The 18,999-nt window shown below is 28.0% G+C and carries 18 protein-coding genes; all 18 read right to left on the bottom strand.

The genetic code is table 11. The features are described 5' to 3' along the window. Positions 1-78: 78 nt before the first annotated feature. Positions 79-942, bottom strand: a complete 864-nt coding sequence (locus tag Q0Y03_RS03595) for a site-2 protease family protein (protein WP_297712462.1) — start codon at positions 940-942, stop codon at positions 79-81. 62 nt (positions 943-1,004) lie between these two features. Next, positions 1,005-1,397 (bottom strand): hypothetical protein, encoded by a 393-nt coding sequence (locus Q0Y03_RS03590; protein ID WP_297712461.1) that lies wholly within the window; start codon positions 1,395-1,397, stop codon positions 1,005-1,007. 94 nt (positions 1,398-1,491) lie between these two features. Continuing rightward, positions 1,492-2,628, bottom strand: coding sequence for a rod shape-determining protein RodA (rodA, locus tag Q0Y03_RS03585; protein ID WP_297712459.1), 1,137 nt, complete (start codon positions 2,626-2,628; stop codon positions 1,492-1,494). A 270-nt stretch (positions 2,629-2,898) separates the two neighbouring features. Continuing rightward, positions 2,899-3,168, bottom strand: coding sequence for a cell division topological specificity factor MinE (gene minE / locus Q0Y03_RS03580; protein ID WP_297712458.1), 270 nt, complete (start codon positions 3,166-3,168; stop codon positions 2,899-2,901). A gap of 15 nt (positions 3,169-3,183) precedes the next feature. Then, positions 3,184-3,981 carry a septum site-determining protein MinD gene (gene minD / locus Q0Y03_RS03575; RefSeq protein ID WP_297712457.1) on the bottom strand — a complete coding sequence of 266 codons (798 nt, stop codon included), beginning with the start codon at positions 3,979-3,981 and terminating at the stop codon, positions 3,184-3,186. A 15-nt stretch (positions 3,982-3,996) separates the two neighbouring features. Further along, entirely contained in the window at positions 3,997-4,644 is a 648-nt protein-coding gene (minC, locus tag Q0Y03_RS03570) for a septum site-determining protein MinC (protein WP_297712456.1), read from the bottom strand. Between the two features lie 255 nt (positions 4,645-4,899). Continuing rightward, positions 4,900-7,830 carry a penicillin-binding transpeptidase domain-containing protein gene (locus Q0Y03_RS03565; RefSeq protein WP_297712455.1) on the bottom strand — a complete coding sequence of 977 codons (2,931 nt, stop codon included), beginning with the start codon at positions 7,828-7,830 and terminating at the stop codon, positions 4,900-4,902. Beyond that, complete coding sequence (gene mreD / locus Q0Y03_RS03560) at positions 7,827-8,318, bottom strand: rod shape-determining protein MreD (protein WP_297712454.1); 492 nt, start codon at positions 8,316-8,318, stop codon at positions 7,827-7,829. Before mreD ends, Q0Y03_RS03565 begins: the two co-directional genes overlap by 4 nt. A 4-nt stretch (positions 8,319-8,322) precedes the next feature. After that, positions 8,323-9,165: a rod shape-determining protein MreC gene (gene mreC / locus Q0Y03_RS03555; RefSeq protein WP_297712453.1), complete on the bottom strand. Its 843-nt coding sequence runs from the start codon at positions 9,163-9,165 to the stop codon at positions 8,323-8,325. Next, positions 9,165-10,184 carry a rod shape-determining protein gene (locus tag Q0Y03_RS03550; protein ID WP_133014034.1) on the bottom strand — a complete coding sequence of 340 codons (1,020 nt, stop codon included), beginning with the start codon at positions 10,182-10,184 and terminating at the stop codon, positions 9,165-9,167. The genes mreC and Q0Y03_RS03550 overlap by 1 nt, the downstream gene beginning before the upstream one ends. A 17-nt stretch (positions 10,185-10,201) precedes the next feature. After that, positions 10,202-10,891 (bottom strand): DNA repair protein RadC, encoded by a 690-nt coding sequence (gene radC / locus Q0Y03_RS03545; RefSeq protein WP_297712452.1) that lies wholly within the window; start codon positions 10,889-10,891, stop codon positions 10,202-10,204. A gap of 36 nt (positions 10,892-10,927) precedes the next feature. Beyond that, positions 10,928-11,494 (bottom strand): Maf-like protein, encoded by a 567-nt coding sequence (locus Q0Y03_RS03540; RefSeq protein ID WP_297712451.1) that lies wholly within the window; start codon positions 11,492-11,494, stop codon positions 10,928-10,930. Between the two features lie 270 nt (positions 11,495-11,764). Next, entirely contained in the window at positions 11,765-12,562 is a 798-nt protein-coding gene (locus Q0Y03_RS03535) for a hypothetical protein (protein ID WP_297712450.1), read from the bottom strand. Positions 12,563-12,708: 146 nt separating this feature from the next. Then, entirely contained in the window at positions 12,709-14,160 is a 1,452-nt protein-coding gene (locus tag Q0Y03_RS03530) for an aminoacyl-histidine dipeptidase (RefSeq protein ID WP_297712449.1), read from the bottom strand. 234 nt (positions 14,161-14,394) lie between these two features. Next, complete coding sequence (rpsA, locus tag Q0Y03_RS03525) at positions 14,395-15,540, bottom strand: 30S ribosomal protein S1 (RefSeq protein ID WP_297712448.1); 1,146 nt, start codon at positions 15,538-15,540, stop codon at positions 14,395-14,397. A gap of 109 nt (positions 15,541-15,649) precedes the next feature. Then, positions 15,650-16,069, bottom strand: a complete 420-nt coding sequence (locus tag Q0Y03_RS03520) for a CBS domain-containing protein (protein ID WP_294139112.1) — start codon at positions 16,067-16,069, stop codon at positions 15,650-15,652. Between the two features lie 101 nt (positions 16,070-16,170). Next, positions 16,171-17,082: a 3'-5' exonuclease gene (locus tag Q0Y03_RS03515; RefSeq protein WP_297712447.1), complete on the bottom strand. Its 912-nt coding sequence runs from the start codon at positions 17,080-17,082 to the stop codon at positions 16,171-16,173. A 52-nt stretch (positions 17,083-17,134) separates the two neighbouring features. Further along, positions 17,135-18,931, bottom strand: coding sequence for a DNA mismatch repair protein MutS (locus tag Q0Y03_RS03510; protein ID WP_297712446.1), 1,797 nt, complete (start codon positions 18,929-18,931; stop codon positions 17,135-17,137). Positions 18,932-18,999: the final 68 nt, after the last annotated feature.

Below are 18,999 nucleotides of genomic sequence, written 5' to 3'. Positions count from 1 at the left end.
AATTTTTAATATATTTCTAAGCTTGTAACTTTCATAATTATCTTTACTATTCTAGCATATTAGTCATAAAAAAGTAAACTAATTCGAAGATATGCTCCTTATATTAAAATATTCCTCTAATGTAATATTTCCATAAAGTTTTAAAGCTTCTATTAATTCATCTTCATGCATTATAAACAAAAGCTTTAAATCATCGTCTAGTATATAAAATGAATTAAATCTATTTTTATCTATTATTGCCATAACATTAATTAGACCTAATTTGTAATATACCGATATACTCTTATTTTCAATATATTTATTTCTTAATAGCTTATTTCTTTTTACAAATATATTTCTCATTAATATATACATAGCTGATTTTTTCTCACCTTTAGTTATTAAACAAATTATTATAGCCGCAACAATCAAACTAACGTTTAGACTTTTACTATATATAAATACAATTAAAGTAATAGTAATTAGAAGTATTGCAATAATATAACTTATTTTAGAAATTATATCATTAACTTTTTTATATAATATTTTTTCTGATAATATAATTTCTAATATTCTAGAACCATCTAAAGGATATGCTGGAAGAATATTAAAACACAATAAACTTAAATTAATATTAATTATTTTATTTATAATATTATTATTAATTATTAAACCAACAAGAAAAAATATAAATGCAATGGCTAGATTCATGCATGGTCCAGCTAAATATATTTGAATTTTTTCCTTCTTAGATAATTCATCAATATTTATAAACTCAGCATTGGTACCATATATATGAATTTTAAAATTATTAAATTTACAGCCATTTCTTTTAGCTACAACTATATGGGATATCTCATGAAGAAATATACTTATAAATGCTAAAATAATTGATTTATTTAAACTAAGAAGTATAAAAAATAATATAATTTCAGCTAAAACACTTTTTTTCCATCTATCCATTTATAGCTCCTTTATAGGCTTACACTCTATTAATAATCACCCTCCTATTAGGATTTTTTATTTTAAAAATCAGCTTTTCCTCCATTTAAACTTGTCTTTATGTAATTATTTACCTTATTTAATATTTCTGAAATGTTAATGGATTCAATACCCTCATTGTTAATACTATAAGTTGTATCATTAATTACTGCCTTTACATTTTTATAAGAATCCTGTTCATTTGGAGAATATTTAAAATAAAAAGCTGCCATAAACATAAATATAACAACAACTAGTTGATAAATAAAAACATTAACCATACTTGAAAAAAAATCTTTATTCTCTCTCTTTTTAATTTCATCTCCATACACTTCATCAAATGTATTCCTTCTATAAACTGGAGATTTATTTCTTCCCAAATTCTTATTTTGTAATTCTTGATAGTATCTTTTGTATTGATAATTATAACTACTCATTCTTTCCTCCCGAAAAATTGCTTATTAGATTATATTTTTATAATCAAAAAAATATGCAATATATTGTATCTACAATATATTGCATTTAACTTATTTAAAAATTTAATTTTTTTCGTCTCATTCCTATATTAAGAACTAAGCCTAAGGAAAGAATAGTTGTGGCTAAAGAACTTCCACCATAACTAACTAATGGTAATGTTATACCTGTGATAGGCATTAACCCTATAGTCATTCCAATATTTTGCCATATTGCAAACAGGAAATACGCAATCATTCCTGTTGTTAATATAGTTCCAAATAAGTCCTTTGCTGTCCGTGCTATATTAATCATTCTTGATATAAGCAATCCATATAAGGCTAGTAAGCAAATTGCCCCCAAAGTCCCCCATTGTTGACATACTTGACTAAAGATGAAGTCTGTTTGTATTTCTGGAACATATTGTGATGCATATCCACCTGTCCCATCATTAGCTAGCGAATCAAGAGTTCCAAAGAATCCGCCTGAACCAATTGCTATAAGAGACTGCCTTAAATGGTACCCTGACCCCGAAGTATCAGTTTCTGGATTTCTAAATGATGTTACTCTTCTCTTTTGATAATCTTGTATCAATCCTGAGTTCCACACCAATACAATTCCTAGTATTAATGCACCTAATCCACCTAAAATTATTCTTTTATCTAGTCCACCTATAAAGAAAACACCTAAAACCATAAAGAATAATACCATTGTCATTCCCATATCTGGTTGGATTACTATAAGTCCTGCTGGTATTACTGCATAAAAAGCTAGTACAAAGAAGTTTTTTAAATTATTTATTTCTCCATCCATATCTTCTAACTTCTTACCCAGCATCATAACAGTTGCAACCTTTGCTAATTCAGCTGGCTGAAATGATAATACTCCTAATCTTATCCATCCTTGAGCTCCATTAATTCTTGAACCTATTATAAAAACTAAAACTAACAATGCAATTGATGTCCAATAAAATATTGGTGTAAATGCTTTAATTATTGAATAATCTATTGCCAATACAAAATACAATAATACTATTGAGGCTCCAAAAAATAGTGATTGTTTTAATGGAAATAACATTCCACCAGTAGATGCCTTTTTAGCAAGATATATATTAACTATACCGAACATCGTTATCAATATTATAGACATAAACATCCATATATCTACTTTTTTTAAATTTTTTAAATTCAGTTTAAACTTTGATAAAGGTATCATACTTTTACCTCCTTGAATTTATACTTACTTATTATATCCTATTTCCCACTTTTTCTCCATAAATAATTATATTGCTACATATAAAATTCATAAACTTTTAAGAATTACTAATTCATCATGTCTTACTATATATTTTTCAAGATACTAACACTCAGCATAAACCTGTTTAAACAACATAATTTACTTTATACATATATTATTTATATAAAAACTTTTAAATATTAGCTTAATTTAAAAGAGACTGCTATTATTTTTAACAGTCTCTTTATATTATCTATTTCTCATATTCTTTATTGGAATATTTGCAATTAACGCCGGTGAACCCTCTCCTTGAATATCATCACTTCTATTTAACGATATCTCTACATCATTAGCATCGATCTCTATATACTTAGAAATAACTTCTAATATTTCTTTTCTTATCTTATCTAAAGTTTCAGGAGCTAAATCACCTCTATCATGAATAAGTATTAACTTTAATCTATCTTTAGCCACTTCTTTTGGTGTACTTTTGTTAGAAAATACTCTTAATAAATCCATACAGCCTTTATCCCCCTAGCTTTTCTTAAAAATCTTTCTTATAGCTGAAAAGAATCCTGTAGATTCTGTTCCTAATTTTAATAAAGGAACTTCTTCACCTGTAATTCTTTTAGCTATGTTTCTAAACGCTTGACCTGAAAGAGCTTTATCATCTAAAACTATAGGTTCTCCTTTATTAGTTGAAACAGTTATACTTCTATCATCAGGTACAACACCTAATAACTTAACAGATAAAGTTTCTATAATATCTGAAACATCAAGCATATCTCCTCTTTTTGTCATTTCATAATTTAACCTATTAACTATAACAGAATGATCTTCTAATCCTTTTGCATCTAATTTTCCTATTACTCTATCAGCATCTCTAACTGAAGTAATTTCTGGATTAACTACTACTATAGCTTTATCTGCACCAACAACAGAATTTTCAAATCCTTGTTCAATTCCAGCTGGTGAATCAATTAATACATAATCAAACTCCTCTTTAAGCTTATTAACTAAATCAAACATATCTTGAGCTCTTATATCATCCTTGTCCTTTGTTTGAGCTGTTGGTAGTAAACAAAGATTCGTATATCTCTTATCTTTTATCAATGCTTGTTTTAATCTACATCTATTTTCAATTACATCTATTATTGTATAAACTATTCTATTTTCTAATCCCATTAGCACATCAAGATTTCTTAATCCAGTGTCTCCATCAACTACTACAACTTTTTTCCCTAATGCTGCTAATGCAGTTCCTAAGTTTGCAGTTGTTGTAGTTTTTCCAACTCCACCCTTTCCTGATGTAACAACAATCGAAATTCCCATGTAAATCCCTCCACTTTAGTAAATATATTTATTTGGCAAATACGGTTCTACTACTATATAACCATCCTTTATTTTTGCAACCTCTGGATAAGATGGCTTTAATCCATCATCCGGCGATATAGTTAATACATCTGAAATCTGCATTAATTCAGGTTGCATAAAAAATGCAGCTATTATAGATTTTTTATTTCCTCCAATACCAGCTCTCACATGTCCTTTAATGCTTCCAAGAACTATAATATTACCTCCAGCGGAAACTTCTGCTCCACTATTAATATCTCCTATTATAATAATATTACCAGGATAATCAACAGACTGTCCACCCCTTATTGTTTTCTTGATAAATTTAGTTTTTCCTTCATTAATTCCATTAAAAAATTTAACTGAATTACTCTCTTTAACTTTATTAATATCATCAAAAATACAATCTTTTATATCTATCTTTTGAAACAATTCTTCCTTCAACCTAATTATTTCAGAGTCCTGAATATGCTTAAGATTAGCTGTTATTCTTAGTATTGAATTTTTATAAAAACCCCTGTTTTTTGATAAACTAGATACTAACACCTCTAACATATTATCAAAACTTACAAACTTCTCCATATCTATTATAATATTTACACCATCTTTATTGCCTTTTATTTGTATTCTTTCATCCTTCATTGGCCATCCTCCACCAATTAAAAACTCAATTTACTTTTAATTATATCATATAACTACAATTAAAAACACAATGTACTTAAAGTATTGTAATTTTCCTAAAAATTTTCACTTATTTTGCCAATATATGTATTATCAATTATAGTTTAACAACCTTTTTAAGTAAATAATATCTTTATAAATTATTTAAATTTTAGCATTAAAATAAGAGAAGTAATTATTAAACTTCTCTTATTTTTATTGTATTTATTTATTTTGTTACTCTTGTTGAGCTTGTTCTTCTTGAACCTCTCCTTCAGCTTCCTGTTGTTGATTTTCTTCCTCAGCCTCTTGATTATTATCAGCTGGTGCTTCTACAACATACTTCTGGAAAGTTTCTGAAGTCTCTGCATAATTAGGGTTAATAGCTAACAATTCATCTTTAAAGAAAGCTTCATATATTCCTTTATGAACATAAGCACTATTTCCCCCTCTATTACCATCATATATAGTTGAAAATATAGCTATTTGAGGATTATCCATTGGTGCAAAACTTATATAATTTGCATATGCTTTTCTTCCTTGGAATTCATATTGTTCTGAAGTTCCAAAGTCAGCAGTTCCTGTCTTACCTACAACTTCAATAGGGAAATTACCAAATAATTCATATACTGTTCCATTAGAAGGTGAAGTATTAACTCTTCTCATACCTTCCTTAACAATTTGTAATATCTCTGGATCAATTGGATTACTTTCTACAACCTCTGGAGTAAACTCTTGAATAATCTCACCTGTAGGTGATGTTACCTTATCAACTATAGAAACCTTATATCTAGTTCCTCCATTTGCTAATGTAGCAACATAATTTGCCATTTGTAATGGAGTAAATGCATTCATACTTTGTCCTATAGCATCTTGCACTAAGTTAATTGGTGATGTTATTTCTGCAGTCTGATTTGTTACAGTAAAGTAAGCAATAGCATTTGCTACTGTTTTAGCCTGAGCATCAATATCTACTTCTTTATTGTTATCGGCTTCATAACTAGCCACATTTTCTTTATATTTATCAGATATTTCCATTATTTTCTTAACAGTACTAAGTATGCTTTTAGCATATTCATCTTGACTAGTAATTTGCTCATCAGTACCAACCTTAAGTAATGTTTCTTTAATATTATTTTTTAAACTAGTTTTTAACTCCTTTAATTCATCTGAATCAGTACTTATATCACTAATATCAAATGGTACAAATGAATATCCATAATATACCCCTTCTTCAAGAGCTGGAACTATTGAATATTTCGCATTTGAAGCAAGACTTTTTCTCCATGATACAAAGTTATATGTTTGCCCAAAGTTTTCATATATTTGAATACCTGTAGATGCATTTTTATTTCCTTCTACACCAAGCCCAAATTTCCATGCATACCGAGCTATTGAGTTAAGTGCATCTATATTAGCACCATTTTTCTCATATAATCTAATAGCTGTCTCATAAAAGAAATAGTTAGATGATACTTGAAGTGCTTTTCTTACATCTGTAATTCCATTGCCTATCTTTTGGAAGTTTTCAAGTACTTGATTTCCTGTATATTCACTACTCCAAACCCCAACGTCATTAACTGTAAAATCTTCTGTTATAGCTCCTTCAGTTAATGCTGCAACAGCTGTTAATGGTTTAAATGTAGATCCTGGAGGTACTAACCCTTGAGTGGCATAATTTAGCATAGATCTTGGATAAAGATCATACTTATCTTCTCTAACTCCATCTTCATTTTCATCAGGAAAAAGTTTATCTAAAGTTCCTGTAGCACCACTACTTTGAATATGTTTTGTACCAAATGACTCTAAATCTGGATTAAAATATTCGTTATATTTTTCTGTGCTTAATTCACTTGGAATTGCAAAATCATTAGGATCAAAATATGGATAGCTTGCCATAGCAATAACTCTACCAGTATTAACTTCTATCACAACAACTGCTCCTCTTGTGGCACTTGTTAATCCTTCTGATTGTAATTTTAATATTTGGTCTTTTAAAGCCCCTTGAGCTGCATATTGAACATCCTTATCTATTGTTAAATGTACATTATTCCCAGGATAAGATTCTAACTTAAATAACTCTTCTGTTGTTCTACCTTGAGAATTTACTTTTACAGTAGTTCCACCCTTTGTTCCTTTTAACTGTTCTTCAAATGCCGATTCTATTCCTGATACACCAATTAAATCAGTAGATGTATCATAGCCCTTTAATTCATAGATTTCTTGTTGTGAGCTACTTATCGACGACACATAACCTACAACAGCTGAAGCTAAAGTTGCATATGGATAGTATCTAACAGGTTTTAAACTAACATTTATTCCAGGCAAGTCATTTAATTGTTGATAAACAACAAAAGCAGTATCTCTCTTTATATTACTAGCTATTGTTATATTTGAATAACCACTATAACTTCCTATCTTTATAGCATCTTTTACTACTATATATCTTCTTATTTGTTGTATAGAGTATTCTTTTAATAAATCATCTAATATTTCTTTACCTGTTGCATCTTTATATTTTTTTGCTAACTCACTATCCTCTTCTGAAGTATAGTTTTCTGGTAATAAAAGTTTATATAAATCATAACTTTTAACAAGATAATAAAAAGTATCTTCTGCTGATATTTTCATAAGTTCATCATTAACTTGATTTATCTCATCATCAGTATAATCCCCTTCTTTATCACCAAATTTTTTATTTTCTATATCTTCATTTAATCCTCTATCTCTTTTGAACCTTACTTCAAGTGTTCTTCTACTAGATTCATTATCTGTTTTAAAATCAAAGTATATTCCGCCATTATCATCAACTTTAAGAGCCAAATCATCTTGGAACTCTTCTCCATTATCCTCTAATATCTGAAAAACCTTATCCATAGTTTTAAAAAATAAATTTTTTGAGTCCACAGTTTCCATATAAGTTAAAGTATAAGTTTGCTTGTTAGTTGCTATAACATTACCATTACTATCATATATATTTCCCCTTGGAGCTTCTTCTGAAATAAATTTAGTAGAACTTACATCAGCTTTTTCTTTATAATCCTCATATTTGTATACTTGAAGATATAACAACTTACCAACAATAGTTCCCATCATTATAAACATAATTATATAAAAAACAGAATATCTAGAGCTCTCCTTATTTTTTTTAGGTTTATTAACTATCATTTAAACCTCCATGTATTCCTATCTAAATATTTATCTAAAGTTTTTAAGATTAAAGTATAGAAAAGCATCATACAAATCGCATTTAATATACAAGAAATTAATGCTACTTGTATGTCAATTCTTTGTGAAAATAATTTAAATATAATCACTACCCCTAAAACTTTTAACACCGAAACACCTAATGCTGTCAAAACTGGTACTAATCTATTTTCCTTAAATATACTTTCTCCTATTTTTGCACATAAAAGACATAAAAGCATATTTAAAAATAAATTTACTCCAAAACCCGAAAAGAAAAATATATCTTGTAAAAATCCACTTACTATCCCTATAAAAATGGCCTTTTCTTTACCCCTAATAATTGAATAAGCCATAGCAAAAGTAAATAATAGACTTGGAAATGACCCGTATATTGAGTAGTAAGGCAATAAAGTATTATCAATAATTAATAAAAATATTAATAAAATTACTAAATATAATTTCTTCATACTCCTACTCCTCAATATTAATTTCTTCTTTTGGAACCACAACAAATAATCCCTCTAACTTATTAAAATCTACATATGGCTTAACAATAGCTTTCTTCATAATTCCAACACTATCAACTTCTACTGAAACTACTTCACCAATTCTAATTTCTTGTGGATACATTCCTCCAAGTCCAGAAGTTAAAATTACATCACCTTCTTTTATTTCGGAATCAATTGGAATATTAGATAACATAGTTAAGTTTTTATTTTTGCTATCTGTAATTCCTTGTAATATCCCTGTTGTTTCTCTAGTACTTTCCACCATAGAAGCCACTGCAATATTTTCATTTAATATAGTTTGAACTATGGAATAATTACTTTCTGATTTTGTAACTTTTCCAACTAGCCCTGCTGGAGTTATAACTATCATGTCCTTTTTTACCCCATCATTAGTACCTTTATCAATTATATATCCATTAGAAATGTTTCCTCCACTATATCCAACTATATTAGCTCCTAAATAATTATAATTTTGATTAGCTTGAGAATAATCAAACATTTCTCTTAATGTTGTATTTTCCTCTTTCATTCTATTATATTCAATTAGCTTATTTTCTAATTCCGCATTTTTTGCTGCAAGCTCTTCATTTTCTTGCTTTACCTTTGAAAAACTAATAAAAAAATCAAAAGATCCTTTTATCTTATCATTTGCATTATAAATTATTTTTTGTAATGGACTAATAACACTACCTACACCACTAGAGATAACATTCGAATTGTTTTTTAAACTGAAAATAATTATGCCTAAAAAGGCAACTGACAGTACCACTATAGTTACTGCCAGTTTGTTTTTAAAAGGTTTCATTATTGACCTCTTTGAGTCTTACTTAATTCATCAAAATTCTCTAGTGCTTTTCCTGCTCCTAAAACAACGCAATCTAATGGTGTCTCAGCAATATGAACAGGCATGTTTGTTTCGTGGTTTATTAATTTATCTAGCCCTTTTAGTAAAGCTCCTCCTCCAGCTAACATTATTCCTTTTTCCATTATATCAGCTGATAATTCTGGTGGAGTCTTTTCTAGTGTAGTCTTTATTGATTCAATAATTGAATATACCGGCTCTTTTAATGCTTCTCTTATTTGATCTTCAGTTATTGTAACTATTTTTGGAAGACCTGTTATCATATCTCTTCCTTTGATATCCATAGAAGCATTTTCATCATCTATCTTATATGCTGATCCTAATTCCATTTTTATTTGTTCAGCAGTTCTTTCACCAATCATTAAGCTAAACTCTTTTTTTACATATGCTATTATAGCTTGATCTAACTCATCTCCAGCAACTCTTAATGACTTACTAGTTACTATTCCTCCTAGTGAAATGATAGCTACTTCAGTAGTTCCTCCCCCGATATCAACTATCATACTTCCTGTAGGTTCACCAACTGGAAGTCCTGCTCCAATAGCTGCTGCCATTGGTTCTTCCATTAAAACAACATCTCTTGCTCCAGCAAATTTTGCTGCTTCTTCAATAGCTCTTCTTTCTACTTCTGTTACTCCTGATGGATAACATACTATTATTCTTGGACTTGTAAAAGCACTCTTACTTGTTACCTTTTCTATTAATTTTTTAAGCATAGTTTGTGCAACATCAAAATCTGCAATAACTCCATCTTTAAGAGGTCTTATTGCAACTATGTTACCTGGTGTTCTACCTATCATAAGCTTTGCTTCTTGACCAACTGCTAGAGGTTTTCTTGTATTACTATTTATTGCTACAACTGAAGGTTCGCTTAACACAATACCTTTTCCTTTAACGAAAACAAGCGTGTTAGCTGTTCCTAAATCTATTCCCATATCTTTATTACTACTGAAAAATCCCATATGAATTCCCCTTTCAATTATATAATTCCTTTTTCCTTTAAACTAACATATCTATTATTACCAATAATAATATGGTCTAACAATTCAATCCCCATAATATTTCCACACTCCTTTAATCTAAGAGTTATATTAATATCTTCCTTACTTGGACTGGGATCTCCTGATGGGTGGTTATGACAAACTATTATGCTTGCACTTCCTCTATGAATTGCCTCCTTAAAAACTTCCCTTGGATGAACTATAGATGAATTCAATGTTCCTTTAAATACATCTTTAGTTCCTATTACAATGTTCTTAGTATTTAATAGTATTAATTTAAATACTTCTTGTTTAAAATTGCTCATTTCATTAATTAATAATGTTGAAACATCTTTAGGCGAAGAAATTTTAAAATTTTCTCTTTGAGATCTTAAAGTTCTAAACCTATTGAACATCTCTATCATAGCAATTATCTGACAAGCCTTTACTTTCTTAATACCTTTGATTTTACTTGCTTCTTCAAAACTTACATTTAAAAGCCCGTCTAAACCATCTAGCTCAATTAGTAGTCTTTTACTTAAAGCTATGACGTTTTCTCCCTTTGTACCTGTTCTTAACAATATAGCTAACAGCTCTTCGTTACTTAAACTTTCTACTCCAAACTGAAGTAGCTTTTCAACTGGTCTTTCGTTTAATGGTATATCATTTACTCTTATATTTTCTGCCATAAGCACTCCTTTTAAGTAATAATATCCATCCCCCAATTATAAAACTTCTTTTATCATTTTATTCAGTAAGTTTAATGGTAATCCAACCACATTATAGTAACATCCATTTATCTTTTTAACAAAAACCCCACCGAAGCCTTGTATTCCGTAAGCACCAGCCTTATCTAAACATTCTTCAGTGTCTATGTACTTCCATATTTCCTCATCAGAAAGTTCAGAAAAATAAACCTCTGTATACAGACATTCACTTTTTATCACTTTTGTAGTATTATTAACAACTGTAACTCCAGAATATACTCTATGCACATTATTACTTAGTGCCTTAAGCATTCTAAAAGCATCATTCTTATCTTTTGGTTTTCCAAGAACCTTATTATCTATAACAACTATAGTATCAGCTCCTATTATTATAGAATCTTTACTACTATTTAATGATACTGACTTAGCTTTCCCTTCTGATAATATTTTAACATAACTTTCTATGTCATTATCAACCTGTACTGAATCTTCATCAAAATCACTAACTCTAATTTCAAAATCTCTTACTATCCTAGATAATAACTCTTTTCTACGCTCTGAAGCAGATGCCAATACAAACTTCAAAATATCACATCCTACAGTCATTTATTAATTATTATTCCCAATTTAACGTTAGTCTTACACTTGACTTTAAATTTTAATTTAAAACACAACAAAAAAGAGGTAAATTCTTGTCACCTATTTTTATTTCTAATATAGTTTATCACTTAATAGGTATTCAAACAAGCATTTTCCTCTTTTTATATATGAATTTTTTGTAGAATATTACATAAAAATTTCTTAATTTTTATTGTATTTTTTTACATCTATTAATATATATTGATTTTTATTTTTCTATTTATTAAAATTCAACAAAATTTTATATAAATATTGTATTTCATTAGAAACGTCTTCCTTCTTTACTTCTGTTCCTAATTCATTAATATGTTTTTTTAAATCAGATAAAACTTCATATTTATCTCCCTCTTTTATATCATCTAACTTTCCAACCCACTCTTTAAAATCTGTAGTATCTACTGATTTTACATCATCCTTAAATGCAGTATCTAATATTTCTAAATACCCATCATAAATTCCAGCTATTTGATTTTCAATGGCACTTCCACTGTTAAGATTAAATTCAACTTTAGCACATTCAATACCACTTGCAGTTAATCTATCTATAACAGCTTGCCCCTCATCTAACTCATAAACTCCAGCCAAAACTTTAAACTTATCTGCATCATTATATATAAAAGCTCCATATTCATTAGCTACTTTGTTAAATGTTTCTTTTGCATTATCCTCTTGTGCAAAGTATCCGCATTGAATAGCTACGAAACTAGTGTTAATAGTTCCTTGGGCAGTTTCCGAAGATGCATCAGTATTTGCTACTTCAGCATTTACTTGAGAATCTGCCTCTCCCTCTGAAACATCGCTACTTACATTCTCTGAATTATCTGTCTGAACTTGCTCATTTTTATTGCTAGCATCAGCTGTACTTGCATTATTTAATGGTAAAAAATGAATTATAACATTAGCAAGTAATACTCCTACTATTATTACAAATCCACTCATACCAATAAATGATACAATAAGTTTTAAAATATGATTATTTTTCTTTTTCTTATAGTTATATCTCGTATACCTCACTTTCTCATCCTCCCAACCCTTAACTTATTATGTTTTTTTACTTATTACATTACAATATATTCATTAATACTCACTTATATACATAATAAAAATAACTTTTCTTTTCATCAAAAAAACGAAGACATTACGTCTTCGCTTTTTGCTAACTATTTAATTTCTTTAAGTATTGCTTTTAAATATTCATAACAATTTCTTACTGATGAGATGCTCATATGCTCATCTGGAGTATGAACATCATAAAGATTTGGTCCAAAGCTTATCATATCAAGATTCCCTAATTTTTCATTAAATAATCCACACTCAACACCTGCATGAATTGCAACTATCTTTGCTTCATTTCCATAAAGATCCTTATGAACCTTTTGGCAAATTTCTCTTATTTTTGAATCAGGATTATATTCCCATCCTGGATAATCAGCTGTAGTTGTAAATTCTCCACCAAAAAGTTCAACTATAGTTTTACTTCTTAAAACTATTTCTTCTTTTAATGATGGTACTGAACTTCTTATCGCTGAGTCAAATTCTACAGCAGTATCACTAGTAGTTAAAACACCTAAATTAGTTGAGCTTTCTACTAATCCCTCTATTTCTACACTCTTTGAATTTATTCCATTTGGATATAGATATAATAAATCTACAACCTTTTTAGTAGATTCATCTGTGAATTCCTTTTCTTCTTTATCATTAATTGATAAAGCTTCAATCTTTAACCCTGAATCTTGAGTTCTTAATTCATTACCTATAATATCATTCCATTTTTTTATTACATCTATAACTGTACTTTCATCACTAGAATTAATAGTTATAACAGCCTCAGCTTCCCTTGGAATAGCATTATTCTTAGAACCACCATTTAAATTAACAATGTTAAAGCTAACTTCTTTTAATAGACCTTTAAGAACCCTACCTAGAATTTTATTTGAATTTCCTCTTTCCTTAATTATATCCATACCAGAGTGACCACCTTTAAGTCCTGATATGCTTATTTTCACTACCTTTTTATCCTTAACATCTTGTTTTTCTATATTTAAAGTTGCTGTGCTTCTTATTCCACCTGCACAACTTACTAAAAGATATCCCTCTTCTTCATTGTCCAAGTTTATTAATATCTTACCATCAATATGGTCTTTATTAATAGCCATTGCCCCAGACATTCCTGTTTCCTCATCTGTAGTAATTAATACTTCTATTGGTGGATGTGGAATATCATTTGAAGCTAATATTGCCATAGCATAAGCAACTGCAATACCATTATCAGCTCCTAATGTTGTATCTGTTGCATATATATAATCATCTACTATTCTTAATTTTAATGGATCTTTTTCAAAATCATGTTCTACACCATTGTTTTTTTCACAAACCATATCCATATGACCTTGAATAATAACAGTTGGAGCATTTTCATACCCTTTAGTACCTGGCTTTTTTATTATAACGTTTAATGCTTTATCTTGAATTGATTCAAATCCTAAGCTTTTACCGAAATTTAATAAATAATCACTTATTTCTTTCTCATTTCCTGACCCTCTTGGAATATTTGAAATCGCCTCAAAATACTCGAAAACTTTTTTAGGTTCTAAATTTTGTAAAATATTCATTTTTAAGTCTCCTTATTGTTTAATTCTGTTAAAATAATTATATATTAATTAGTATATCATATCTATATAGTAGTTAAATTTATTCTATATAATTTTTATTTTAATTAATTTGGGATAGTTTTATTCAAAAGACTAAAATAATTTTTACAATGATTTATAATACAAACTATAAAAAGTAATGATATTATCCTAGTAAAAATATCATTACTTTTTATTTGTATGTCAATATTAAAATTAGTTAAATAATCCTTTGAATAAATCTCCTAGTGTAACATCATCATCGTTATCATTATATTGTAAATATTCATTTGATCTTTCAACTGCATCTTTAATACTTAAAGAAATTCTCTTATTTTCTTTGTTAACATCAAGTACCTTAACTTTAACAATTTGACCTACTTCAAGCACATCTGCTGGTTTTGCTATATTTTCATCTGTAATTTCATTTATATGAACTAACCCTTCAACCCCAGGGAATAATTCTACAAATGCCCCAAACGACATAAACTTAACTACCTTACCTTCTATTATATCACCAGTTTTTATATTATCAGCATGAACTTTCCAAGGCTCTTTATCTACATCTTTTAATATTAGAGACACTCTTTCATGTTCTACATCTACATCACCTACAAATACAGTAACCTTATCTCCAATATTTACTACATCTTCAACTTTTTTAACTCTTTCCCATGCTAAATCATTGATATGAATTAACCCAGTAATTCCACCAATATCTACGATAGCTCCAGCCTTAATAATCTTCTTAACTGTACCTTCTCTTTTTTCACCACTATTTAGATTTTTCCAAAGTTCTTTTTTCTTAGCTTGGTAATCCTCTTCTTCTAGTACTCTTCTAGAAGCAACAATTTTTCTATTTCTTAAATCTAATTCTATTAACTTAACTTCAATTTCTTTTCCTAATAAAGTACTTAGTTCGATTCTTTCTCTTGAAGCTAATGATGCTGGAATAAATACTCTAATTGATCCATAGTAAGCAACTAATCCACCCTTAACCTCTTCTTTTACTACTACTTTTATAACTTCTTCATTTTTAAAAGCATTTTTTAAATCCTCTTTTTCAGTTATTTGTAATGCTCTTATCCTTGAAAGCTGAACATATCCCTCTCCATCGTTAGGTGAAATAACGTATACATCTATTGTATCCCCTGACTTAACAACTTCTAATGGAGAAACATCTCCTATTACTAATTCTTCCTTTGTTATTACACCATCAAATGCATAATTAATATTAACTGTAACTTCCTTTTCATTAACATCTATAACTTGACCTTTTAATATATCTCCTGAATTAATTTTCTTAACATCAAATTCTTTTAAAAGATCTCCCATTGAATTTTCATTTAATTCAACTGACATAGTATCCACTCCTTTGTAAAAACATCTCATTTTTAATTTTAAATCACCAGTAAATTTTATACAAGTAAAAATAAAAAGCCACTTTACAACAAGCAGCTTTAATTAAACTCTATAATATTTTTTTATCCTTTTTGATTGCATTGTAACAATAATTTATTATGTCACTGCGCTTTATTATTCCTATAAATATACCTTCATCATCAACTACTGGTACAAAATTTTGAGTTGTAGCTAACCTAATAATACTCTCAACATCCGCATTAATAGAAACACTCTTATGTTTTGTTCTTATAGCTATTTCACTAACTTTAACATTTTCTGTATTTTTAAAATTAAGATTTTCCGTGTTCTTTAATTTCCACAATAAATCTCCCTCTGTTAATGTTCCAACATATCTTCCATGCTTGTCTATTAGTGGTATTGCTGTATAACCATGATGCTCCATTCTCTCAATTACTTGTCTCATTGTTGCATCTATATATTCATAAATAACCTCATTTTTAGGAGTTAAAAGAAATGCAATATTCATATATTCTTCCTTTCCTTTAAATCATACTTCTTATTCATTTTATCATATAATAAAATATAATTGTTATATGATATTTAAATTTAATAATTTCTTAATTTAATTCAACCTTGATTATAAATTTTATTCTTTAATTTATTTTCGTACCTTAAGTAATCATATTCATCTATTACAGTTGCAACCTCTTTATATATCTCTTCATCGCATAGACTCTTTTTCACAATAAGTTCATCTAAAATTTTACTGTTACATTTTGTACATGTCCCTAAACATATAAATCTCCATCCTACTATACTAAATGGATAATCTACTCTAATCTTTCTTTGACATTTAGGACATATTTGTTTTATTTTATTATAATCTAACTCTACCCTCTCTAATGAAGTTACTTCTAAAGCCGGCATTTTATAAATATCTTCTATTATATATTTTTTTATAGCTCTAGCATTATATACATTCTTAAATACATGTGCTGTATATATAGAATCATTTAAAGCATCATGCAATGCCCCTTCATCCACTTTTATTTTTAAAGCCTTAAGAGCATTTTTTAAACTCAATGACTTTCTAAACCCCAATATCTTTGTCACATATTCTTGAATATCTAAATAGTTATCAATCCAACTTAAATCGTTATATCCATAATAATTCGCATTTCTTATTATTTCAGCTATATCATCCTTAGCCCATGAACAAATTATATCTCCTTTACTAACCATACTTTTAAGTTTATTAAGACCTTCTATAAAATGAACTCCATTTTCTAAATCTTCTATATTTATTTTTGTTATATCTAATATTTTAGGATTTATTACTGGAATAACTGATGGCTTTATAAATACTTTCAACTCTTCACAAGGTTGCATATGAGTATCTAATTTAACTGCCCCTATTTCTATTATTTCATTTACTAAATCTAACTTCTTTAAATTTGGATAATCATTATATACATTTGGAATACACTTATGTATTCCACTTAAATTATTAAATTCTAAATCTATTATTATAAAAGCCAAAATTTTCCCCACCCTTCTATTAATGATAAATTAAGAAGATTAATTTTTAAAATTAATCTTCTATATCAATACCTGCTAACTTCATAAGATGCTTTGCATTTTGTGTCTCACTTTTCCCCCTTCTAAGAACATAATCAAAATTAATTTTATTATTCTTATAATACTCTCTAAAGTTATAATTAACTAACCAACTTTTTTCTTTTTCTAAGTTACATAATTCCAAATCATGAGTGGAAACTAGCCCAACTCCTTGAAGTTTAACAAGCTGTTCTATTAATATTCTTGCCCCATCATGCCTATCATTTGAATTAGTACCTTTAAATATTTCATCTAATAAGAAAAATACCTTTTCCCCTGACTTAGCAGCTTCAATAACTAATTTTATTCTTAATATTTCAGCATAAAATGAAGATATATTTTCTTCTAAATTATCTTGTGTTCTCATACAAGTATAAATATTACTTATTCCACATTTAAATGATTTTGAGCAAGTCGGTAATCCTAAGTAAGTTAAAATCATATTAAATCCTATAGTTCTCAAAAAAGTACTCTTTCCTGACATATTTGATCCTGTAATCAAAGCAACTTTCTCACTACCATAAAGATTAAAATCATTAGACTTAGCTCTATCCCCTAATAATGGATGTGCTAAAGCTTTAGCCTCAACCTCATTTACACCTGATATAGTAGGATATGTCCATTCTTCATGTTCAAATGCTAAAGTTGATAAACTTACTAGAGCTTCTATTTCACCCATAACTTCAAGCCACTTCTCTAATTTATATCCGTTTTTAATTCTCCACTCTTCTAAATTGCAAAGAATAAAAATATCACTCATTAAAAATACATTTATTATAAGATAGTAAGCATTTGATGTACTATCCCCTAACCAATTAACTATATTTTTTAACTTCTTCATTTCAGCCTTACAATTTATATCAGAACTTACTAACTCCTTTTGGAGCTCTAATAACCTCTTAGCTGCAAACTTTTCATCTTGTATTAATGATAATAAACTACTATATTTAATTATTTCCCTCTTATTTTTTATAAAGGTATCTATTACAGTACTTAATCTTTTAGTTAATAACTTAATAACTAAATAATTTATCATCAAATCTAATAATACATATGTTATTGGAATACGTCCTATAATAGATAAGAATATAATTATTGCTGTTATAGCTATAAAAATATATGATATATACTTTGTTGTGAAGCTATTTTTCTCTTCACCTTTAGCCCAGTTTAATAATTCTTCTATATTTTCTTTTTTCTTGTTTTCTATACTAGCAACAAAATATATCTTTTCACAAAACTCTCTCTTATTTGCTAACTCTTTTATAGCTTCTTGATTATCTTGTATTTCATATCTTGTAGGTAAATTGTTTAACATCATTTTATGTGCTAATTTTTTTCTACCAAAGCTAGTTTTAGTTAAATTTATCCATTGGAATAAAGATCTTTTTCCAAATATATCCAAATCACTAGAAAAACTATGATTTCTATTAATAAACTCCTTACCAATATCATCAAATTCCTTCCAAGTATTGTCTAGTCTCTTTACACCCTTCTCATAATAATTTAACATTGTTAATAGTACTTTTTTATCATTTATCTTTTCGTTATGAAAAAATGCAATTACTAAAAATATAATTAATGTAAATAGAAAACTAAATCCCATACCTTCTATACTATTTTGCTTATAATAATAATACATTGATATTAATCCAATAATAACAACTATAAAACGTATAATTGAAAAAACTATAAGTTTTTTTTCTAATTCTTCTAATTTACCATTAACTTTACTTATATTATTTTTATAATAATTTAACGAACTTTCCATCTACTTATTACCTCTTTAAATAAATCTACACTTTTAAGTTTAGACTACTTTTTCCATTTAATCCATAT

The organism is Clostridium sp. (assembly GCF_026168755.1).
Lineage (GTDB): Bacteria > Bacillota > Clostridia > Clostridiales > Clostridiaceae > Clostridium.
Note: the sequence above shows the minus strand (reverse complement) of the source record. Positions and strands in the feature narration are given on the sequence as shown.